The sequence below is a fragment of the Amycolatopsis sp. CB00013 genome (assembly GCF_001905755.1).
GTDB classification, from domain to species: Bacteria; Actinomycetota; Actinomycetes; order Mycobacteriales; family Pseudonocardiaceae; genus Amycolatopsis; species Amycolatopsis japonica.
The window spans coordinates 240,694-261,363 of the sequence record NZ_LIWC01000002.1; the positions used below are offsets into that span (position 1 = coordinate 240,694).

Annotated in this window: 17 protein-coding genes, 1 tRNA gene and 1 pseudogene; 5 read left to right on the top strand and 14 right to left on the bottom strand. The window is 63.5% G+C overall.

Translation table 11 applies throughout. The features are described from left to right. Positions 1–31 precede the first annotated feature (31 nt). On the bottom strand, positions 32–604 hold the full coding sequence (locus tag AMK34_RS11065; RefSeq protein WP_073846249.1) for a 5-formyltetrahydrofolate cyclo-ligase: 573 nt from the start codon (positions 602–604) through the stop codon (positions 32–34). A 218-nt stretch (positions 605–822) separates the two neighbouring features. Between AMK34_RS11065 and glp the strand changes: the two genes are divergently transcribed. From glp to AMK34_RS11085, 4 genes are all read left to right on the top strand, one after another. After that, a complete protein-coding gene (glp, locus tag AMK34_RS11070; protein WP_038508176.1) occupies positions 823–2,094 on the top strand; it encodes a molybdotransferase-like divisome protein Glp in 1,272 nt (423 codons plus the stop codon). Then, positions 2,094–2,765, top strand: coding sequence for a GNAT family N-acetyltransferase (locus AMK34_RS11075; protein WP_016337357.1), 672 nt, complete (start codon positions 2,094–2,096; stop codon positions 2,763–2,765). The genes glp and AMK34_RS11075 overlap by 1 nt, the downstream gene beginning before the upstream one ends. A gap of 161 nt (positions 2,766–2,926) precedes the next feature. Further along, complete coding sequence (sepX, locus tag AMK34_RS11080) at positions 2,927–3,742, top strand: divisome protein SepX/GlpR (RefSeq protein ID WP_073845000.1); 816 nt, start codon at positions 2,927–2,929, stop codon at positions 3,740–3,742. A gap of 71 nt (positions 3,743–3,813) precedes the next feature. After that, positions 3,814–3,886: transfer RNA gene (locus tag AMK34_RS11085), tRNA-Ala, on the top strand. Between the two features lie 643 nt (positions 3,887–4,529). Here AMK34_RS11085 and AMK34_RS43945 read toward each other — a convergent pair. The 11 genes and pseudogenes from AMK34_RS43945 to AMK34_RS11155 form a co-directional block, all read right to left on the bottom strand. Then, a pseudogene (locus AMK34_RS43945) lies at positions 4,530–5,588 on the bottom strand (recombinase family protein); the annotation flags it as partial. A 44-nt stretch (positions 5,589–5,632) separates the two neighbouring features. Further along, a complete protein-coding gene (locus tag AMK34_RS11105; protein ID WP_073845002.1) occupies positions 5,633–7,720 on the bottom strand; it encodes a recombinase family protein in 2,088 nt (695 codons plus the stop codon). A gap of 378 nt (positions 7,721–8,098) precedes the next feature. Further along, positions 8,099–8,812 carry a hypothetical protein gene (locus AMK34_RS42585; RefSeq protein WP_143202412.1) on the bottom strand — a complete coding sequence of 238 codons (714 nt, stop codon included), beginning with the start codon at positions 8,810–8,812 and terminating at the stop codon, positions 8,099–8,101. A gap of 50 nt (positions 8,813–8,862) precedes the next feature. Further along, positions 8,863–9,474: an antirestriction protein ArdA gene (locus AMK34_RS11120; protein WP_073845008.1), complete on the bottom strand. Its 612-nt coding sequence runs from the start codon at positions 9,472–9,474 to the stop codon at positions 8,863–8,865. After that, positions 9,474–10,334: a replication-relaxation family protein gene (locus AMK34_RS11125; protein ID WP_073845009.1), complete on the bottom strand. Its 861-nt coding sequence runs from the start codon at positions 10,332–10,334 to the stop codon at positions 9,474–9,476. The genes AMK34_RS11120 and AMK34_RS11125 overlap by 1 nt, the downstream gene beginning before the upstream one ends. A gap of 166 nt (positions 10,335–10,500) precedes the next feature. Continuing rightward, positions 10,501–12,687 carry a type IV secretory system conjugative DNA transfer family protein gene (locus AMK34_RS11130; protein ID WP_073845011.1) on the bottom strand — a complete coding sequence of 729 codons (2,187 nt, stop codon included), beginning with the start codon at positions 12,685–12,687 and terminating at the stop codon, positions 10,501–10,503. Positions 12,688–13,251: 564 nt separating this feature from the next. Continuing rightward, complete coding sequence (locus AMK34_RS11135; protein ID WP_198941668.1) at positions 13,252–13,812, bottom strand: MT-A70 family methyltransferase; 561 nt, start codon at positions 13,810–13,812, stop codon at positions 13,252–13,254. A 238-nt stretch (positions 13,813–14,050) separates the two neighbouring features. Beyond that, a complete protein-coding gene (locus tag AMK34_RS11140; RefSeq protein WP_143202413.1) occupies positions 14,051–14,770 on the bottom strand; it encodes a hypothetical protein in 720 nt (239 codons plus the stop codon). After that, a complete protein-coding gene (locus AMK34_RS11145; RefSeq protein WP_143202414.1) occupies positions 14,767–15,867 on the bottom strand; it encodes a hypothetical protein in 1,101 nt (366 codons plus the stop codon). Before AMK34_RS11145 ends, AMK34_RS11140 begins: the two co-directional genes overlap by 4 nt. Continuing rightward, positions 15,864–16,682 carry a VWA domain-containing protein gene (locus tag AMK34_RS11150; RefSeq protein WP_073845019.1) on the bottom strand — a complete coding sequence of 273 codons (819 nt, stop codon included), beginning with the start codon at positions 16,680–16,682 and terminating at the stop codon, positions 15,864–15,866. Before AMK34_RS11150 ends, AMK34_RS11145 begins: the two co-directional genes overlap by 4 nt. A 580-nt stretch (positions 16,683–17,262) precedes the next feature. Further along, positions 17,263–17,703 (bottom strand): hypothetical protein, encoded by a 441-nt coding sequence (locus AMK34_RS11155; RefSeq protein ID WP_143202415.1) that lies wholly within the window; start codon positions 17,701–17,703, stop codon positions 17,263–17,265. A gap of 187 nt (positions 17,704–17,890) precedes the next feature. On the opposite strand from AMK34_RS11155, the gene AMK34_RS42590 reads away from it, so the two are divergent. Continuing rightward, positions 17,891–19,417, top strand: coding sequence for a hypothetical protein (locus AMK34_RS42590; protein WP_143202416.1), 1,527 nt, complete (start codon positions 17,891–17,893; stop codon positions 19,415–19,417). A gap of 106 nt (positions 19,418–19,523) precedes the next feature. Here the strand turns inward: AMK34_RS42590 and AMK34_RS11160 are convergent, their stop codons facing one another. Further along, on the bottom strand, positions 19,524–19,874 hold the full coding sequence (locus AMK34_RS11160; protein ID WP_073845023.1) for a hypothetical protein: 351 nt from the start codon (positions 19,872–19,874) through the stop codon (positions 19,524–19,526). 165 nt (positions 19,875–20,039) lie between these two features. After that, entirely contained in the window at positions 20,040–20,660 is a 621-nt protein-coding gene (locus AMK34_RS11165) for an LppA family lipoprotein (protein WP_143202417.1), read from the bottom strand. Positions 20,661–20,670: the final 10 nt, after the last annotated feature.

A 20,670-nucleotide genomic window follows, 5' to 3' on the forward strand; every position in this document is an offset into this window, starting at 1 on the left:
TGTGCCCTTTCTGAACCACTGCGTCGGGGCGTCAGTCTATTACCGGGCGCGGCGCCAAGCCTTGCTCCGGGGTCAGTACCCCGGTCATGCGGACGTCATGCGGTTCCGCCGGCAACTCGCGCACGAGTTCGGCGTCCCGGACGACGGCGATCAGTGCCGCGCCGGGCGCGGCGAAGGAGAGCGACCGGTCGTAGTACCCGGCGCCGCGGCCGAGCCGGACACCCGCGTCGTCGACGGCGAGCGCCGGGATCAGCACCAGATCGGCCGTCCCCAGCGTGTCGGGACCGAGGCGGCGTCCGGTCGGCTCGAGCAACCCCCGCAGCCGTCCCGGTCCGAGGCTCGACGAGTCCTCGTAGGCGGCCCACTCCAGCGGGCCCGGCGCGTCGGGGACGATCGGCAGCAGCACCCGTTTGCCCTGGTCCAGAAGTTGATCAAGCAGTGACGTCGAACCCGGTTCGGTACCGAACGGAACATAGGCACACACAATTTCACCGGGCAGCCGAGCGGCGGCCGCGGTGAGCGCCATGGCCTCCCGCGCATGCTCTTCCGACACCTGCGAACGCCGTTCGGCGGTTATCCGGGAACGCCACTCCGTTTTGCTCAGGTGTTCATTGCCGGGCTCGACCACGTGGTCAGGTTAGGCTTCACGCCTATGACAGGCGCAGCGACCACCCCGGCGGCACGGACCACGAGGAGCTTGCCCGATCGGGCGATTTCCGCGGCTTCGGACCGCATCACTCCTGGTAACGGTGGTGAACTTCAGTTCACCGACGGGCCTTCAACGCGTGCCTGGTCGAACGAACGGATCGAGATCCCCCAGTCATGACGGAACCCATCGCCGAAGCGGCCGAGACCGAAGACGCGGGACAGTTCCGTTCCGTCGAGGATCAGATCTCCCTGACCCTGGACGCGGCGGTACGCCCACGTCCGGTCCGGGTCGCCATCTCCGAGGCCCAGGGCCTCCTGTGCGCCGAAGAGGTCGTCGCCGAACACGCGCTGCCCGGTTTCGACCAGGCCGCCGTCGACGGCTACGCGGTGCGAAGCGTCGACGTCCGCTCCGCGGGCCAGGAGCCGGTGCAGTTGCCGGTGGTCGGCGAGATCGCCGCCGGTTCCCGCCAGCCGCGGCGGCTGCAGCCGGGACAGGCCGTGCGGGTCGACACCGGCGCGCCGCTGCCCACGCTCGCCGACGCCGTCGTCCCGACCGCCTACACCGACGGTCACCAGGCCAAGGTCACCGTGCACCGGTCGGTGCCGTCGGCCGGATACGTGCGCCGGACCGGCGAAGACGTGCAGATCGGCGACGTCGCCGTGCGCAAGGGCGACACCATCGGCTCGGCCCAGGTCGGCCTGCTCGCCGCGGTCGGCCGCGCGAAGGTCCTGGTCTACCCGCGACCCCGGGTTTCGATCGTTTCCGTCGGCGACGAACTGGTCGACATCGACCGCACCCCGTCGGTCGGACAGGTTTACGACGTCAACTCCTACGCGCTGTCCGCGGCCGCGCGGGACGCGGGCGCCGAGGTGAGCCGCGTCGGCATCGTCCCCGGCGATCCGAAACGCCTGCGAGAGATCGTCGAAGGCCGGCTGCTGATGTCGGAGATCGTCGTCGTCGCGGGCGGCGCCGGCGGGAGCGCCGGCGACGAAGTACACGCCGCGCTGTCCGATCTCGGCCACATCGACATGACCCGCGTCGGCATGCACCCGGGCTCCGTGCAGGGTTTCGGCAGGCTCGGTCCCGACTCGGTGCCGACGTTCCTGATCCCCGGCAACCCGATGAGCGCGCTGGTCGTGTTCGAGGTGCTGGTCCGCCCGCTGATCCGCGCCGCGCGCGGCACCCGCAACCCGCACCGCCGGATCGTCGGTGCGCGGCTGCTCTCCCCGATCACCTCGACCAAGGGCCGGAAAGGGTTCCTGCGTGGGCAGCTGCTGCGTGACGAGGGCAACGGCGAGTACCTGGTGCAGCCGCTCGGCACCTCCGGCGCGCATCTGCTCGCGTCGCTGGCCGAGGCGAACTGCCTGATCAACATCGACGAAGACCTCACCGAGGTCGCCGCGGGCGAGCAGGTCAAGGTGACCTTCCTGGCCCAGCGGGCGTAATGGGCGCACCGATTTCCGGCGTCGCGTATCCGATCGAAAGCAGGCATCCGGGCTGGCCCGCCAAGCTGGGCCCGCTGCGGGTGCCCGCCGGGATCCTCGCCGTCCGGCCGGTCCGCCTCCGCGACGCCGGCGAGTGGAGCCGCGTCCGGCTGCGCGATCGCGAGCACCTGGAAATGTGGGAACCGACCGGTGTCGGGCCCTGGCCGGATCGCAACGCGTATTGGTCATGGCCGTCCCAATGGCTGGCACTGCGCGGCCTGGCCAGGCGCGGTCAATGTCTCCCGTTCACCATCACGGTGGATGGACGCTTCGCCGGGCAGATCACTGTGGGTAACGTCATCCGGGCGTCGCTCCGATCGGCCTGGATCGGCTACTGGGTGTCATCGGACATCGTCCGCGGCGGCGTCGCGACCGGCGCCGTCGCTCTCGTCACCGACCACGTCTTCGACTTCGGCGGGCTGCACCGCCTCGAGGCGACCGTCCGCCCCGAAAACACTCCCAGCCTGCGGGTTCTCGCCAAAGCGGGCTATCGGCAAGAGGGACTTTTCGAGCGTTATCTCGATGTCGCGGGTGGCTGGCGGGACCATTTCTGCTACGCCGTCACCAAGGAGGAGACCGGTGACGGACTGGTCTCAAGGCTCGTCTCGAAGGGCCTCGCGGAGCGCGTTTGACCCCGTTACGGGGCCGTTCCAGTGACCGCGTTACCACAAGCTGTGAGATTCACCTAATTTGGTGATGCATTTTCCGTGATCGAAACCGGCGAGTCTGCGCGGCGTGTGTGACTGTTGTGGCTAGCGTGACTACAGCAGTGGATCGGGGGAGGTGACGGGAGATGCCCAGTTCGGTGATCATCGTCGCGCTCGCAGCGGCATGGCTCGTCGTTCTCGTGCCCATGGTCGCCCGCAAGCGCCAGCAGGTCGCACGGACGACGGACTCGGCCTTGGCGGCGCGAGTCGTGCGGAGCGGGAGCACACGCCACGAGGGACCGGAGGAGTTCGCGATGGCGGAGAACACGGAACCATCGGTAGAAGACGACCTGGCCGAACTCGAGGCGGAGCTCGACGCCGACCTCGAGGACGAGGAGCCGGAAGCCGAACCGCTTCCCCAGCCCTCGCACACGGCCCGCCCGGAAAGAGAACGCCAAGGCGCGGGCTACCGTCCCGGCCGGGGCGGTTTCGACCCGGAGGCGGCGGACATCGCCGCCCGCGCCAAATACGCGTTCCGGCAGCGGGTCGTCATCGCACTCCTGGTGCTGGTGGTCACCACCGCGGCCGTCGCCGGCTTCCTGACCCCGACGGTCTGGTGGGCCAACGGTGTCGTCGACGCCGTCCTCATCGGCTACCTGGCGTACTTGCGCCGCCAGGTCCGCATCGAGAACGACATCCGGCAGCGGCGCCTCGCCCGCTTCAACAACACCCGCGCCCCGCGCCGCCCGGCGGTCGCCGACGAAGATCACGATGCGCACGAATCCCGTGAGGACATCGAGGTCGTCGCCACCGAACGCCCGGCCGTCGTGGAACGCAAACCGTCCCCGATGTCCCGCCTCCGGCGCCAAGCCGTCGTCGTCGACCTCGACGACGAGGACCCGGCCTTCCACGAGCTCGACGAGCCCGGGACCAGGCCTTTCCGCCGGGCCGCCGGAGAGTGACCCCCGCGTTTCGGGGCTCCATGGGCCACTGATAGGCTCATGGAGCTCCAAACGAGGGGCAAGCTTCACCAGGGGCTGTAGCGCAGTTGGTAGCGCGTCTCGTTCGCATCGAGAAGGTCAGGGGTTCGATTCCCCTCAGCTCCACACCGGAGGGCTTACTAGAACAGTGGCCCAAGTCGATGCCCGCTAGCAGGGCATGAACTTCATACAAGCCGAGAGGCCCGCTTCGATCTTCGGAAGCGGGCCTCTCGGCTTGTATAGCCCTATCCCCGCCGTTTGGGTCAGGCTTGTCTAGTGCCCTGTGACGCCCACCGCGGTAGGAGTCCAAAGTAGCGAATGGCTCCTTGAGCTCGTCGCCAGTCACGCCTTCCTCGTCTACAAAGAGGCGATGGAACAGCGCCTGATTCAGTAGCCGCCGCTGTTCGTCGTCACACTGTCGATAAAGCTCCTCCGGGTCCGCCAGCAAGGTGAGGCAGAGCTCGACCAGACGCGCGGCCTCCGAGAGGTCCTCGGTAGCTTCGTTCAGCCGCTCATTGAGCCGCTGCCGTTGACGGCCAATCTCGCGAAGCTTCTCCTTGATCATGTCCTGCGGAAGAGTCTCGTCCCCGCTGGCCGCTAAGTCGATCAGGTTCAACTCCTTGGCCTGCAGAGCGCTCAGCTCTGTACTGAGCTGAGCGCGAAGGAGTCGAGCCGCAGATTGGCCTTCCGCCAGCGTGGCTGCGACATGAGCGCGAACTGTCGCGGCGAAGGCTGGGTCGAACCGAATGGTTCGGTAGTGCACCTCCACGGCCTCCTCGAGATGCACGATGTTGATGTGTGGGCTGCTGCAGCTGCCGTTCTGCTTGTTTCGACAGAAGAAGTACATGTACTCGGTGCCGCGTGAGTTGACCGTCCGCTGGATGATCATCCGCTTCAGCTCGCCGCTGGCCCTCCAACACCGTCCGCAGAACAGGGAGCCCTTCAGATAGTGGTGATGGATGCGACGCCGCTCCCCCGCAGCACTGCGCGCGTTAGCGATGTCTTGGACTTGTTCGAACAGGGCCGGGGTGATGAGTGCCTCATGGCGGCCGCGGATCTCGTCACCATCCTTCGAGACGAAGCCAAGGTAGTACCTGTCTCGCAGCATCAACGACAACTTGTTGATCGAGACCTGCTTCGCCGGCCGACGCGGCGTCGGACGGGTGCGAAGTCCTCGCTCATACAGCTCATCGGACAAGTCCTCAAGGGTGTAGTCGCCGGTGGCGTAGAGCTCGAACGCCAGCTTGACGAGAGGAGCTCGCTCAGGATCCACCGCGATCGTCCGGATCTCGCCACCTTCGGGCTTCAGCTCTCGGACGTTCAGGTAGCCGAGTCTCGCCACTCCGATCGTGCCGCCGTTTCGAACCTTCTGTCCCATCTTGTAGCTGATGTCCGCTCCGCTCGCCTCGGACTGATACTGATCGACTGCGTGCAGGATCGTCTCCACAAGCGAGCTCTCCGGACTCTCCCCCATGTCCAAGATGGTCGACACCACACGCGTACCGACCTTCTTCAGGTCTCGTTTGGTGATCCCAGCATCCACGCTGTTCCGGAAGACCCGGTTGAAGTGGTAGACGATGATGTAGTCGATGTCCTTCTGAGCTTTGACCCAGGCGATCATCTCCTGGAACTTCGGGCGCTTGTCGATGCTGGTCGCGGTCCGGCCAGGCTCGACAAACTCCCGAACGATGTCAGCTTCTAGCTGCAGGGCTTTCCGTTTGCTAGCCTCGCGCTGCGCAGGGATCGAGATACCTTCCGGGTCGTAGTCGGTGTTGACCTGGCCTGGCGTTGAAACCCGCAGGTATAGCACTGCACGCTTGCGAGCCATGCCTGTGATACGCCTCGCCAAGTTGCTGTTAAGAGAACCTTCGGTCACCTGGGACCTCCTTTCGTAGTGGGTTTTCGTGCCACGCAGCCAACAACAGCGCGGCCGAGCATAAAGGTGCAACGACGCCGAACGATGTGCCGCTTGACAGTCGTGTGGTGTACGCGGAACCTCCGTGCCAGCTCCTTCTGAGAAACTCCAGAGTTGTAAGCTTCGAGCAGCTGTTCGGCCTCGTACGGCTTGAGTAAGTGGTTCGGCTTTACAGCAAGCCGAACAGCGGCAGGTTCCGTGGTCCCAGCGTCCGCAATGATCGCGTCATGCGTGCTGAACCTGGTGCCCGGTACGGGTTCTTCCTGGTTCTTGCGAGCTAGCAGGAGCCTCGATAGGGGTGACCTAGTGTTCGAGAGCGATGTACGTAGGGCAGCCATAGTGAGCTCTCTCGAACCCACGGATCCAGCGATCTTGGGCAACGTTCGAGCGAGAAGCCCTTCGGTGACGTAACCTTCACCGAAGGGCTTTTTGTTTTCAGCAAAAGAAATTCTGCCGTTCTCAAGGGCAAAGCTTCGCGTAAGCGCGTCAGCAGGCGCACCATGACGAACACGGCGTACCTCTACCACCTTCTCAGCCTCGGCCAAAAACTCTGGAGCGAGCACCATGTCGAAGGGAGCTGCGTAGTCGGCACGAACGTGGTCTTCGCTGACGTAGAGCGCCTGGAACAAGCTCTGGTTGAGCAACCGGCGCTGCCGCAGGTCTGCTGCCAAGTACACAGCGTGGCAACTGCCGAGGATCTTGAAGATGGCATCGAGATGGGTTTCCAGCTGGTCGGAAGTCTCTCGGAAAGCGCCAAGCCGACTCTCGACCTCCGCCAGTTGCCTTCCGATAGCTTCCTGCTCCCGCGCGATGAGATCCATCGGCATGGCACCGTTGTAGACAGCCTCGACCAGCTTCTCCCGCTTGGCTGTCAGCTTCTTCCTGGTGACCACTAGCCGACTCTCCTCCGCTTGAGCATCTCGATGGTGAGCAATCACCATGCCGCGAAGACTGTCCCGAAGCACCTCCAGGACATCTTCATCGAGCTGCACCGTCGCCCAATGGTCTTCGATAGCCTCTTCAACCTTCGCGATAGGCAAGGCCTTTTGGCGACAGGATGTTCGCTTCATTTGCCGGCCTATGCAGACGAAGTACGGATAGATCACTCCGTGCCGGTTCTTCGCATGCGAGACGATCAAGCGGCTCCCGCAGCAACCACAGAAGATGCTGGATTTCAGGTAGTGGTGGTGCTTGCGGTACTTCTCACCGGCTGCATGCCCAGCGAGCACATCTTGGACTGCTTGCCACGTTGCCGAGTCGACGAGCGGCTTGTGCCGCCCCGCGTGGGCGACGCCGCGGTACATGACATCGCCCTTGTAGTACGGATTGGTAAGCATCGAGTGCAACGTGCGCGGAGACAGCGGGCGAGCTGGTTGGCTAGGCGTCGGACGAGTCGTGAGCCCGAGCGCCTTGAGCTCGTTGGCGAGCGAGCGTTCCGTCCAGTCGCCGGACGCGAACTCATCAAACGCCCACGCGATGAGCTCAGCACGCTCCTTGTCAACGACAACAGTGCGTTCCTCGCGCCCCTCCGCTGTACTGCGCCCGACGTTGAGATAGCCAAGCGGCGCGCGTCCCGGCGTCCCACCTATTTTCGCCTTCTGGCTCATACCCTTGTGGACTTCGGCCGCCAGGTTGCGTGAGTAGAACTCAGCGATTGAAGACATGATGCCGTGAGTCAAGGCGCCGGAGGGCGTCTCGTCGATGTTCTCCGTGGCTGACACGAGCTGTGCGCCGTTCGCTCGGATGGCCATCGTGATGGCAACATCGTCGGCACGGTTTCTGGCCAGCCGATCCACCTTATGCACCAGCACGTACTCGACTCTGTGTTCCTTGAGGTACTCCAGCATGTGCTGCAGCTCTGGCCGATCGGCCGACCGGGCAGACTCGCCTGCGTCGACGAACTCCGCGACGATGACGGCGTTCAAGCTCTGCGCTTTACGCTTGAGTGCTTCGCGCTGAGCGGGGATAGAGAACCCCTCGACCTGACCACCGCGCTCCGCTTGCTCCTTGGTGGAGACGCGAAGGTAGGCGACGGCAGACTTCATTGCCACACGTCCTCGCCAGCAGCCGAACCAACGACCTGCTCATGGTCGGCCAAGCGTGCGCCGTAGCACCACTGCAGTATCGAAGGCGTAGAAGGCACCTCAAAAACCAATGCTTGCATCTCAGCGGTCGTCCCGGCGACAGCTGCACACGTGGGCGGACGACGAAACATCGATTTGCCCTTGCGGCTAACCTCTTTGAAATATTCGTCAGTTCGACGCTCATCGTCATTAGTCATCTTCGCAGGCTTCTCCGTTATTTTCCCTCCGATTTTACCTCCGTTTCGGCCGAAAATAGCCCAGTGTTGGCAATTCCACAACATTATTCCAAATACTGGGTTTCCGGAGTTTCTTGATGCTATGCGCCGGGCTCCCCAGCGGCTACCGCATGAATACATGCAGCTTCCCATTGAACTCAACAATGTCCCAGGTCACTCGCACAGTCCGTTCGAGTCGATCCTGATCGATCTCGGCGAAGCCCTCGAACCCGAGGCGGGACTCAACCTCTTCGATCGCCTGCGTGAACTCGCCGATCTCGGTGAGCTCCTCAGCGATGGCGGTGATGGACTCGTAGCTGCCGATGTGGAGGTCATCGAAGCGTTCGAGCAGTTCCTTGCTGGTCGTGTCGATGTCCGTTAGCTGCAGGAAGGCCCAAAACGGGGCGCCATGCTGCCGCAGTCCCTGCTCCACGGGCGTTAGCGTGTCGGCGCTGCGTCCGGCTCGCCCCGCGGGCTGCTTTATCAGGTAGAGCCCAAGGAGGTCGGCGAGCTCTCGTGTCTGGACGTTGCCGAACTGGGCATGAATGGCTAGTTCTCGAGCGAGCCCAACGTGCTCGACTGAACCTGTCGTTGCAAAGTGATGCAAGTTGCCTGGCACCGGTATACGGTTCGCCAGCTCGCGGGCAATGACTCGTGCTCCCCAGTCCGGGATCTTCTCGCCGACACCACCAGCTTCGGTGATGGCATCGAAGATGACGTCGGCGAGCACTTCAGGCTGCTGCACGCTACCGGTGAGGTCGACCTCGCCGGCTTGAAGGCGTTCACGGCCCGGGATACGTCTGTCTCGATCGTCCGCGTTATGTGGTTCTTGTTCCAAGTAGTACCTCCTTTCGTTGTGAGTGACTAGCTTCGCGTTGCTGAGCGAACTCAGCGAGCGAAGACATGGACCGTGCCATCGGGGTCGGAGACGACCACCCAACTGGCAGACGCGTCTTTTGCGACGGCTTCGTAGTCGAAGACCACGTAGGGCCGCATGAGCTCGTCGGTGATACGTCGATCGAGCTCTTGGTGCCAACTGAGGCTCTCGACCAAGCTCCAGGCCCAGGCCTCCTGCGACTGATGGCTGCCCGTGTAGACGTCGCGGAACTCGGCAAGCCTTGCGCGGTCGTTTTGGACAGACCGCGCCCATGCCGCGAAGGCTCGGCCATGTTCGATGATGCCGCGGGCCAGGTCAGCCACGACCGCGCTGTCGGTGACCTGCGAGAGGTCGATGCCACCGAAGTCTTCGGCCGACCGGATCGTCCAGAGCTTCGCTCCTAGCACCGGCGAGCTCTCCAGCATGGCACCAATGTCCGCGTCGATCTCACTCGCGCTCTGGTTGGCGTCCACCCAGAGCCCGTGGTCGATACCGCGCTCCGTGCTCGCAAGGTCGACGACGTAAATCCTGGGGTGGGGCGGCTGCTGGCGTTCAGCATCGAGCCGCCATGGGTGAGGTTCGGTGTCGTCGCCGGCCTCGTTGTTTTCGGGTTGTCGTTCCATTAATGACTTCCTCCTTCCTGTTCGAGTAGTTGGGTCGGTGTAGGGACAGGCACCGACGGCGGGTCGGGCACACCGCTGGTGACGAGGTGCCGGAACCCTGCGAGAGTCACAACCTGGAACAAGCCAGGCTGAATAGCCGTATCGCGGCTAAGCGCCGCACTCAGGGCGCGCTGGCGGGCAACGCTGGGCACGACCCAGGTGACGGCCGGGAACAGGCCATGCCGGGCTTGGTGGGCGCCAGTGGCCGCGTAGCGCTGGTAGACCTTCGCCTTACGGACAACCACGGTTGGGTGTTCCGTTGCGAGATCAGCTTCGAAGTACCAGTGGTCCTCGTACTCGCCGCTTACGGTGACCGCGAATAGATCGGGCTTCAGCCATTCCAGGCCGCCGCTCGGGCCGGCGAACGACCGCCAGCAGGTTGGCTCGGCCTCGAGGGCGGTGAGCTCGAGAATGTTGGCGCGCGCCAACTCGCGCAGAATCACTGCAAGTTCGGCGGTTGCCAGCGTGTGCGCTGCGAACGTCGCCCCAGGCTCGACAAGCCGACGACGGTACCGCTTGCCCTCCATGGTGCGGATCAACCGCTCGCCGGTTGCCCCCAGCTGCCAGGTAATGCCCGACGATCCCGCTCGCACTCCCCCGATGCGCCGCCCGAGGCGAACCACCAGGTTCTTGTCCTCGAGGCGGGTGAGCACCCGCATGGTGGCTCCAGCCGCTGCGGGGAGACTGGAATGTCCCTGGCCGAAGTGCAGCCGTCGCAGCTGCGCTGTACTCAGGAGGCGATGAGCACTTACTGACTGCAAGATCGCAAGGTCGCGCTCAGATAGATGCGATAGCAGGGTCGTGACGTCCGCCGGGCTCACGCGGCACCTCCTGGCGCCGCCCGGTGACCCCCACGTTGGGGGTCAGTCCCATCCCGGAGGAGGGGTGGGAGGGGGTGTGGCCTGGGGGTTTGATGAAGGACGGTCGACACGAACATCTGGGCGAACCTACGAGCGGAGATACTGCTTATAGTCGTCGTCTGGTTGTTCATGAGGTCCTCCGCTTCCGCCCGATCCGTTCGATCGGTTGAGGCGCCTCCTGGGGTGCTGCTGCTTCGCTAGCCTCGTCGTTTTGAGTGGTGGAGGGCGATGGGGGCGCCTTTGCGACGGGGGCGTAATTGGCCTGCGAGGCTGCCCGCACCACCGCCGGGTCGATCGTGGGCGGGGAGGGCGGCAGCGTCTTCACCAGCGCCCAGCCCGACGGGTGACCGTCGGCGACGAGGTTGGCGTAGGCGTGGAAGCGCGGCAGCGCCATGAAGTCTTCTGGTGTGAGCTCACGGGTGAGCTTGGCTGCATCCCGCGCGTCCTCGTACTCCGTGGCGAACTGAAGCTTACTTCGGGCATTCATGTCGACGGCCCGCGCGAGCGCGGGTGGAAACTGCGAACGGAACTGGGCTGCCAGGAACCAGCCGACGCCAAGCGACCGGGACACAGCCAAGGCATCGGCCATCGACAAGGGAAGGTTCAAGAACCTGGGCGCCTCGTCGATGAAGATGGACGCTGGGTGCTTGGCCGCCGCGGGATCGCCGGCTCGCTCCTGCGTGGCTTGCCAGAGGTCGGCGACGATCAGGCTGCCGAGCAGACTGGCCGTGCCTGGACCGATGAGTCCCTCGTTGAGCGGCACGAGCACGATCTTGTTCTCGCGGAAGATGTCGCGGAGCCGGAACCGGGGCTCACGCACATCGAGCATCCTGATGAGCGCTGGCCGGAGTAGCAGCTGGCGCAATTTGTTGAGGGGTGGAGCAATCGCGGCCGCCTGCGCTTGTGGTGATTGGCTTTCGTACCAAGCCCAGAAGCCCGCCAGTGCTACGTCGTGTTGGATGCGGCCGACCTGTCGGCGACGAAACGTTGCATCCGTCAGCAGGCGAGTGATGTCGACCAGCGTGGCGGGCTCCGTCGGCGTGGCGGCCTTCGCCAAAGTGCGCAGACTCGCCGAGAAAATATCTTGGGTCCGCGGTCCCCAGCCGTCGCTGAAGACGGCAGCAAACACCGCCAAGATGCCGTCGACCACGACGTCGGAGTCACGCTGGCCGACGTCGAGCGGGTTGAAGCCGACCGGAGTGGCGTCGCCGGCGTTGAGCTCGACAACGTCGTCGACCCGATGCGCGGGGATCCGGGCCATGAGGTCATCGATGAGCTGCCGCTTCGGATCGAGAACGGCCACGGCACGACCGGCTTCGATATCGGCCAGAATGAGATGTTGGATAGCGTTCGTCTTGCCCGAGCCGCTCGGGCCGTACGCAGCGCCATGAAAGGTTTGGTCCTGAGCCGAGATGCCGAGCTGGCGGTCGTCGCCTGGCGCCGCGCTGACGGCGAAGACCCGCGGACCGGTGTGCACGTTTGAGGCCGCACGTAGCGGCTTAGGGTGAATTGGTGGCAGACCCGGTAGCTCACCGTCGGAAAGTGGCCAGGCCAACAGGCCGACGACTTCGGTGACGGCGAGGTGCAGTGGCCATCGCCATGGCAGCCGCGGCTCGTTAAGGGCCGCAGCCTGCTCCGGCGCAAGCGACACATCCACTCCCGGACTCCGCGCTGTGGAGATCGCGCTCAGCAGCCCCATGATGAACCGGCGACGACGACCTCGATCGCTGCTTGCGGCTCCAAGCCGGATCAGGGCTCGAAAGCCCGTTCGCGAGACGCGATCCCTCAGCCGCTGCCGAGTCTCCGGCGTCGCCGGCCGCGCACCGAAGGTCAACGCATCGAGCAGGGATCCGTCTGGATTGGGCGCGGTCGCGTGCACTGGCCGAGGTGCATGCCGAGGCCCAAGGAGAACCTGCAGGACAATCGCCTCACCTGCATCGAGACGAACGGCCAAGGCTGAGAGCAGGGCTCGTGTGGTCTGTTCAGCCGTATCGGTCCTCAGCGGTAGATGTGCCGAGCGCAGGCGGAGACGCCGCGCTACGTCGACGGGGGGACGTTGCGGTACTGACTTGACCCCCGTAAGAACCGTGCCAGGCAGCAGGTCGAGCAGGATCCGTTTCAGGAGGTGGACGTCGGTGGCATGGCAGCCGAGCAGGTGTTGTGTCCCGTCTTCGCCGGCCCGTGCCTCGAACACGACGCGCGGCTCAGCCCGGTCAGAGGCCAGGCGTTCGAGGAACTGGAGGATCGTGGCGGCTTCGAGGGGCCGTGGCAGATGCAACTGGGAGAAAACGAGCGAGGGTGCGTTAGGCGCCATGATGGCCGTCCTTCTCCGCGGGCGGTGAGCTGCTGGCTGCACCAGGCGCAGATTCAGCAGCCTGTGCCTGAGCTTCTCGCTCAGCCTCGGCAAGCGCCAGGCCGATAATTGCTAAAGAGAGCTTGCGCATGTCCGGTGCACCTCGGCGGATGACACGAATCCTGACGTGACGTTCACGATGCTCCTTTCGATGCTTATCATTCTTTTTGGGGGTTGGGCTCATATATCACCTCACTTTCTCCACTTGCCGCTCACGCTGCACTCGTTCAGCACTTTGCAACGGCTTAACTTATTACCTAATTTCGACGCGGCGTCAACATTGTTTGTTAATTTAACAACGCGTGCGCCTAGTATGCGTTGGTCGCAATGACTACCAGCGCGAGCGCCGCCACCGGACGAACGCCACCACGCACCAACCAAGAAAGGCGAGCGCTAGTCCTCCGAACAGCCATGGCACGACAGGCTCCAGGAAGGCTACGGCCAGGTTGAGCGCAATGCTCGCACCGAGCAGGACTACGCTGGCGCGCAGCACCAACGACAAAGGCCCTTTGGGGCCGCTGTCGGTCATCGCTGACCTCGCAAATGCACGGCGTCGCTCGGGACGGGGTAGCCCGGGATGGTGACGTCGCTAGCTATTTCGTTACCCCACACCGACCATGGCTTGTTGCTCGACGGTCGGCGCCGGGCGAACAGCTCGAGGTACGGCCCCTCGGAGATCCGCTCAATGAGTGGGTACTGCTCCTCGGGTTTGTGAGAATGATCCTGCGCAGGCGCGTTGAACCAGGTCGGCTGTCCCCTGAACTTGACTGGCGCCTTACCTCGGGTGCAAAACAGCAGGGTCTCGCTTGAGTTGCGCAGGTACTGCCCAAGACCAAGGTGGAACTTCACCCAATGAAGGGGCGATCGCACGGTGAATCCCCACGCTTCGGCGACGTCGTAGCCATCGCGTAGCGTGGCGTTCGTCGTCCAAAGCCACAGATGCGCGTCTGGCGTAGCCAGTTCTGCAATCGGCATGGCCTTGATCTGATCCAGCGTCATGAGCTGGTAGTAGTTCCGCGCCCCGCGAGTTCCTTTCTGGTAAATATCCCAGGGTGGATCGGCCAGAATCGCACTATACTTGGTCACCGGAAGATCCTTACGCGTAGCACTAGTCATATATCACGCTCCTTTCTTTTTAGTTCGAGCATGCGCTTTTTGCGCCGCTCGAGTACGCCTCTACTTATGCACGGACACACATTCAGCAGGAACCGTCGGTTCGCCCGAACCTTCGCTCGATACTTCGAGCGAACCGACGGCTGCTTGCTGGGGTCGACGGAGCGATAAATCAGCTGTGACTTCCAGCAAGATCTTGTTGTGAAATTTTCTACGGCCGTTCAGCCGGTGAAGCGGACGCCTCCACCCGGTGGATCGTGAGACCTGCGAAGACCGCATGCGCCACTGAGCCGAGCGGGCTTGCCTCCGTGATGGTGGTGATGGCGATGCCCGAGTCGAGCACGCCTTCCGGCACGTGATCGCCGAGCACGACGGCGTGGACGTCTCCCGGGAACCCTGCAAGGCCCGAGAGCACCTCCCCCGGCTCCTGGTCGAGTAGCAGGAAGTCCGATAGAACCAGGAGTGTGGCGGCATGCTTCGGATACGCCCGCGCCATGGCCACCGCCCGGCGCAGGCTCGGCTCGAGGACGCTTGACCCTTTGGCGTCTCGAGGGCAGCTCAGTCCGCGGCGGATCTGCCGAGCCCGTCCACGGAGCGGCACCGGCGGCACGTCACCGCTGCACGGTGTGTCGAAGTGCAGCACCGCGCCACGTTCCCGCCGCACCGAGCGACCAGCCACGACTTCGAAGGCATGCCTGGCCTCGACATACCGGGCGGCCAGCGGGTCATTGCCGCCGCGCCCCGTCACCGAGCCCGAATCGTCGAACAGCGCGATGAGGAGCGTCGGGAAGGGCGCCGGCGAACCTGGGTCTCCCAGGACGTACGGAGCACTCGGCGTATCCGGCGACTGCCTGATCTGCTCTACCGGGACGGCGCCAAGCAGCTCACCGGGCAACCCGGCGCCAGGCAACAGACGAGTTCGAAGGTTCACGCGGCACCGCCTCGCCGCGGTCGCCGGCCGATCACCCCGCCTTGTTCACCGGCTGGAAAGCCGTGCCCAAGTACTGCCGGATTCCGAACTTGGATGTGCCAAGACAACGACTCCATGTGCTGCGCCGCTGCTTGACCACGCCAGGCGTACTCCTCCTTAATCGACTGTGCCGTGGCGAGAGCGGCAGGACGTTGCCGGAGCGCCGCGGAGTTGGCTAGCTTCAGGTAGCGCTTTTGGGCCTTCCTTGATCGCTTGCCGAGATCTTCGAGGAACTCGGCGACGTCGTCGTACGCCGAGTACGCCAGCAAGCCCGAAGCGAGCGCGGTCGCAGCAGCCAGCAACCCGAACGTCATCCCGGCTGCGCCGCCTTCCACCGAGGCGCGAAGTGTTCCAACGCCGATTGCGATGAGCGCGACGACGATGAGCGAAACAAGAGCGACCAGCTTGATCACACCCGTTCCACCGCCAGATCCAGCGAAAAAGTGCTGGTAGAGACGCTCGTCTTCCGTAAGGCTGTCGGGATCGCGCCGTCGCGCCTGCGCCAATCTGACGCCACGCAGCTCGGCGCCGAGCAGACCGGAACTCACCCCGGCGACGCCCGATGCCACCGCAAGGAAGATGGCGATGTAGACGATGTCGCCGTTGATGATCGCGGCCGAAGCCACGCTGGCGGCGTCACCGAAGACGAAAAGCGGCAGGCCAATCCAGTAGCGCAGTTTGGCGCCTACCGAACGTTTCACCTGCTGCAGCAACGTCCTTACCGCGTGCTGGTGATCGAGACGGGTTTGCCGCACCTCGTCCTCAGCCTCGGTGAGGAGGAACGTGATCGCTGTCGCCGCTGGGTCGAGGCCCGCTGCCTCCGCTTCGTGTGGCTGAGCTCCGTGTTCGCCCTCGGCCGACCAGAGCGCCTCCTGCTCGTGCGCAAGCGCTCGATACTGATGCTCGACGTAGGTCGTGCCAACCTCTTGCGGCCGCGGCATGGCCGCCACGTCGCCGATCCGAGGCAAGGTGACGTTGTCGGCCTCGTTACGCCAGGTGACGAGCACCTTCTCGTCGCCACCGTTCGCTCGTCCGCGCAGGACGTGACGGCCGCTCATCGACCGGCAACCGCGTAGTCAGTGACGGACGTGCAGGACGCTGCGGACGTCTTGGTACAGAGGGCGTCGTAGAACGCAACCAGACCGTCGACCACGCTCGATGCAGGCGGGTGGTCCGCGACTCGCCCTAGGCCCGCAACCAGCACCGATGCACCTGGCAGCTGAGGAACGGCGACCTCACCAGCGAGACGCGCTGCTTCGTCTCGACTGCGTGCTCGGTCGTCCAGCCGAAAATTCACCGTCTGGAAGCCGTCGGTCAGCAGGTAGAGGTGAAGCCGGTACGGCGCGCCGACCTGGGCCGACCACTCTGCGGCCAGGCGATACATAGCGCTCACGTCGGTACCGCTGTCGGGAAGCGACTTCACGGCCTCGGCGTACTTGTCGCGCAGAGAGGCCATGACCTCGGCAACCAGCGGCGGCGCTTTCTTCAGCTTCGCGTTGTCCGTCGCGCCTTCGAGGTGGAGCGGCCTGTCGGCGAGGACCGCCGTCGCGGCGCTCGTCGCCGAGAAGACGCTCACGCGGAGCCGTCCGCCACAGATGGCGGTTCGGCGGACGATCGCCTCGATCGCGCTGAAGCGCTCCTCGACGATTGACTCGGCGTTGCTCGAGCCGCTGCCGTCGAGCTGCACGTCGGCGGCCGGCAGTGCTGCGGCGTCGCAGATCGCGAGGATCTGCTGGTCAGCGGCCAGCTGACCAGCCGAATTGGCTGCCGAGCTGCAGGCGGACATCGCAGCGACCGCGACTCCCAGTGCGATGGTCGCGATTGACCGTTTCACGGCCGAACGCGTGAGGTTCTTCTTGATAAAAGAAGACACAGTAATTCCCTTCTCTCGGACTTTTCTGACGGGATTTTCTTGTCGGCACACTAGCCAGAGAAGATTGACTCGATTTGCTGGCGCGACCAACATGCCCGGCATTTACTTGCCCTGCTTTTCAGACTTAGCGCGACGCCGGTGTATCACGCGGGCACTGCGCCTCTCTTTCTGCTCATTACGTACGGAAAGAGGAACGAAGTCGAAGCTTGGCTGACGTAGCTCTTGCGCGAGCGAGCGCAGCTCTGCTTCCTGGCGCGCAACCTGGGCGCGTGTGCTTTTGCGAACGGACGTGGTGTAGCGGTTCCGGGGCATGGGTGACTCCTTGACTGGCGGTGGGGTGCAAATCCGCAGGTGCTGATTGCTTCTTCTGCGGGCGCCGATCGGCGGCGTGCAACCACTTGAGCACGAGTCAGACGGGAGACAAAAGTCTTCCCCTGATCCACCCGGAGAGATCCCGGGAAACGGAAGAAGTCGCAGCTCAGAGCCTCGGGGAGACATCGGGGAACAGGCCGGGAACCGAGAGTAAGACAGGAAAAGCCCGCTCCTTGGGAAGCGGGCGGGGGTCGGCCGGACGGGTTGTTCAGTGACGTTCGCTGATGGGGCGCGCGTCGTAGGGACTGAGCGGACGGTCGCCGTGCAGCTCCTGCCACGTCGCCTTGGCGAAGAAGTACGGATCGAGGATCTCGTGCGAGTAGCCCCCGACACCGTCGAAGATCGTCGCCACCCGACGCTCGATGGTGGCTTCCTCGACATTCTCGGGGTCATCGCTGACGTAGTACGAGTAGTCGAGGAGATCGGGCGCTTGATGCCACTCTTCGATGATGGCGATGATCGCCAGCGTGAACCGTTGAAAGTCTCCTTGGCACACACGGACGCCATAGCCGCTTTTCACCCACGAACGAATGTAATCCGCCAAGCACCGATGATGCTCGGGGAGCAGTTCTTCGGATGATGTTCCCGTAGTGAACTCGCGGAAAGAATCGATGGCGGCTTCATTGAGGAAACCCATAGGAATGCGCATACTGGCCTCCAGATAATTGAAGGCCGACCCATTCCATATATTAACACTTTTATTAGATATTTGCAATAGCAAATATCTGCTGGCACAAGAATGCTGCCTCGCCGCAGCCCGCAGGCCATGCCACAGCGCGGGGACAAAGTAGCCTAGAAGCCCTCGACTCTGAGCGGATGGAGTAGTGCTACCGTGCGTGACGAAGACGTGGCAGCAGGGCGAACGCCAGATGAAGACCTGTCCTAATCTCGCCCGGTTGAGCGCCTCCCGTATTGCCCTTGAGTCGTGTCAGGGCTTGGCATCGATGGTGCAAGACGAACTGAAACTCGGACCTCTTGCGGTTGGTCGTCGGGTCAACCTTCTTGACACGGTCCTGAACGCGGTGCTTCACGACAGCCGAGAAGCGGCTCTCGCTGGGCTCAATACGACGACGCAGCACAAGGCACGCCAGGTTGATGCTTATCAGGTTGCCGCGGCCGGCGAGCTACTGCAGCTGACTGACGAGGCGGCCTTCTCGAAGGTCTTGGCCGTTCGATGCAAGCAGCATGGGACCACCTGGTCCGAGATGATGGAGAAGGTGGGCAAGGGTGGACCTGCGACCGTGCGGCAACTTCGCGCAGCTCAGTGGCTAGGTTGGAAGAATATCGGAGGTATGAGCAGGAAGCGGGTCGAGCTGCTTGCGGCTCTGCTCGTTGCGCTCAGGGTGCACTTGGCCGACGAAGAAGTCGCCAGTGCCCTCAGAACCCAGTTCGCCGACGATGTCGAATCTGCCGCAAAGAAATCAGATGACGACATCCCGTCGTCCGCCACAGCGGACGAAAAGGCAACCACGTTCGTCCGGATGACCGACGCGCCAGATACGAGCGACCCGATGCCGTCGCCTAAGCCGCACCTGGGCTGCCTACGATCTCTCAGTCGAACTGGGCGGCGCTGGTACGCGCTGGCTGGCACGGCCTTGCTCATCGCAGCTGTCGTAACTGCCATTTCCTTGGCAAATGACAGTAGCGCCCCGTCTCACTCGCAAGCCGCGTCATCGAGTGCACTGGCTCCATCGACTGCCATCGAACAACACAAGCTGCCAACTGGTCCGATCAGGATCGATAACACAGGCAGCTGGGGGCCGGAACGTGAGCTCTTCACTAGTGCTAGCCCGCCTTCCTATGCAGTATTCAATAGCATCACCGACAACTCGAACTACGGTGACGAGCGGAACCTGATTACTTGTCGCGACAAGAGCCGCTCCGATCCGCTCAACAACCAACTCATTGCAGAAGACGGCCATGTGTACCGCTGCCAGGTCGGCATTTTCAATGACGTAGGTGACGACCTGGATGACGGCCGCTACTCATCCGGTCCAGCTCGGATGTTCAATGCCCGCCTGCTGGTACATCTTCCCGCGGAGCCCATCTACAACCCTGGCGTCGCAGCGACATTGTCCGCAAACAACGCGCAATCAGTATGGTCAAACTGTAATTTCGTTTCGCCGCGACCGATGAAACTGATCTATCAACGCGGCTCGACGCGCCTGATAACTCTCGGCTTGCCTACGGGAGGCCTTCAAGTCCCCGAAGAATTTCAGGGTGAGGACATGCGCAGCGGCTTGCTTGTGAAGCCAGGAATCTTGCTTGGCTACGATAAGCAAGATGGCGTGGTTCGTCACAGCGGTCAGTACAGCGTCTATGTCACCTTTGAAATAAAAATTGCGTTAGAGTCAGGCGTATAGTGACACAGGTGATGAATGTTAAATGGCGGGAGTCGCCCGAGCTTCGGATGTAGGCCGAAGGCTTGATGACTCCCGCCGTCCTGACGCGTTTAATACGATGTCTGGGTTACTCGCCCGCAGGCTTCCCTCGGCGCGTCCCAGTCTGGGAGTTGCTGACAGCAGCCTTCCCTTCGGACTTCTGGTCGGCGTTCCCCCCGAAGATGGCAGCGATCGCCGCGCGCTCGGTCTGAGCCTTGCGCTCGATCTCAGCCCTGACCGCTTGGGCCTTCTTGAGAATGACCGGGTCAGCCTTGGTCTTCTCGATCCAGTGCTCCAAGGCGAGACGAATCTCTTCAGTCGCGCTACGGCCCGTGAGCTGGGCGACAATGTCCAGCTGTGCACGCAGGTCTTCTGTGATTCGGACAGCTAGTGTCTTCAGCTGGCCGGGGCCCGCGGGTGTACCTGTTGGCTCGCTCATGAGCGAGTACCTCCTCGGCGAATTGCGGCCGACAAACCTTGCTGGTTTGTCTGGCGAAGCCGCAGGACGCCGACGAGCCCTCAAGCTCAGGCAAGCACCACTCTATTGATCACTCAACTCGCCAACTGGATCAACCAGATGTTCGCTGACGTTGTCAAAACCACGTCACTGCCCTGGCGTTGCCGTCGACCGCGGCGTCCCCCGCGTATGCGCCTCCGCTGACAAGTGGCACCCAGTCTTCAGCGTCAACATGCTGCTCGTTCCGGTTGTCGAGTTGCTTCCGCTCGACAGCGTTAGGTCGGCCCCGAAGCTATCCAGCAAGTGGAACTCGCGGTACGTCGGCTTGTTGACCTCGAAGCCCTTCTTCGTGAAGCCGTGCTTAGCGGCTACCTCTGTCAGGGCCTGTGTGGCCTTCGGCCAGGCTCCCTTAGCGACCTCGTTCGGCGAGCCCCAAGCGGTGTACGTCGTTGCCACGTCGTGCACGTCGACTTCTCGGAAGGCATTACAGCCGGAGTCGACGCGGGCGTCTTGCCCGACCTTCCAGTCCTTGAGCCCGACATCCGCCAGCTTCGCCTGTATATCGGCAAGCACCTGGCGGTAGGTCTTCTGGGCCTCGTCACTGTTCGGCCGTTTAAGGAGCTCGCCGAACTGCTGCTGGGTCGACATACCGTCCTTGCTGTGGTCGTTGTCGAGGTAGTCCGGGCTGCTATCGCACGCCGTGCTGGTCAGCAGGACGGCGAGCACCGTCCCAGCGATCCAGCTGGAGGTTCGGAGGGCGTGCTTCATGGGCTTCACC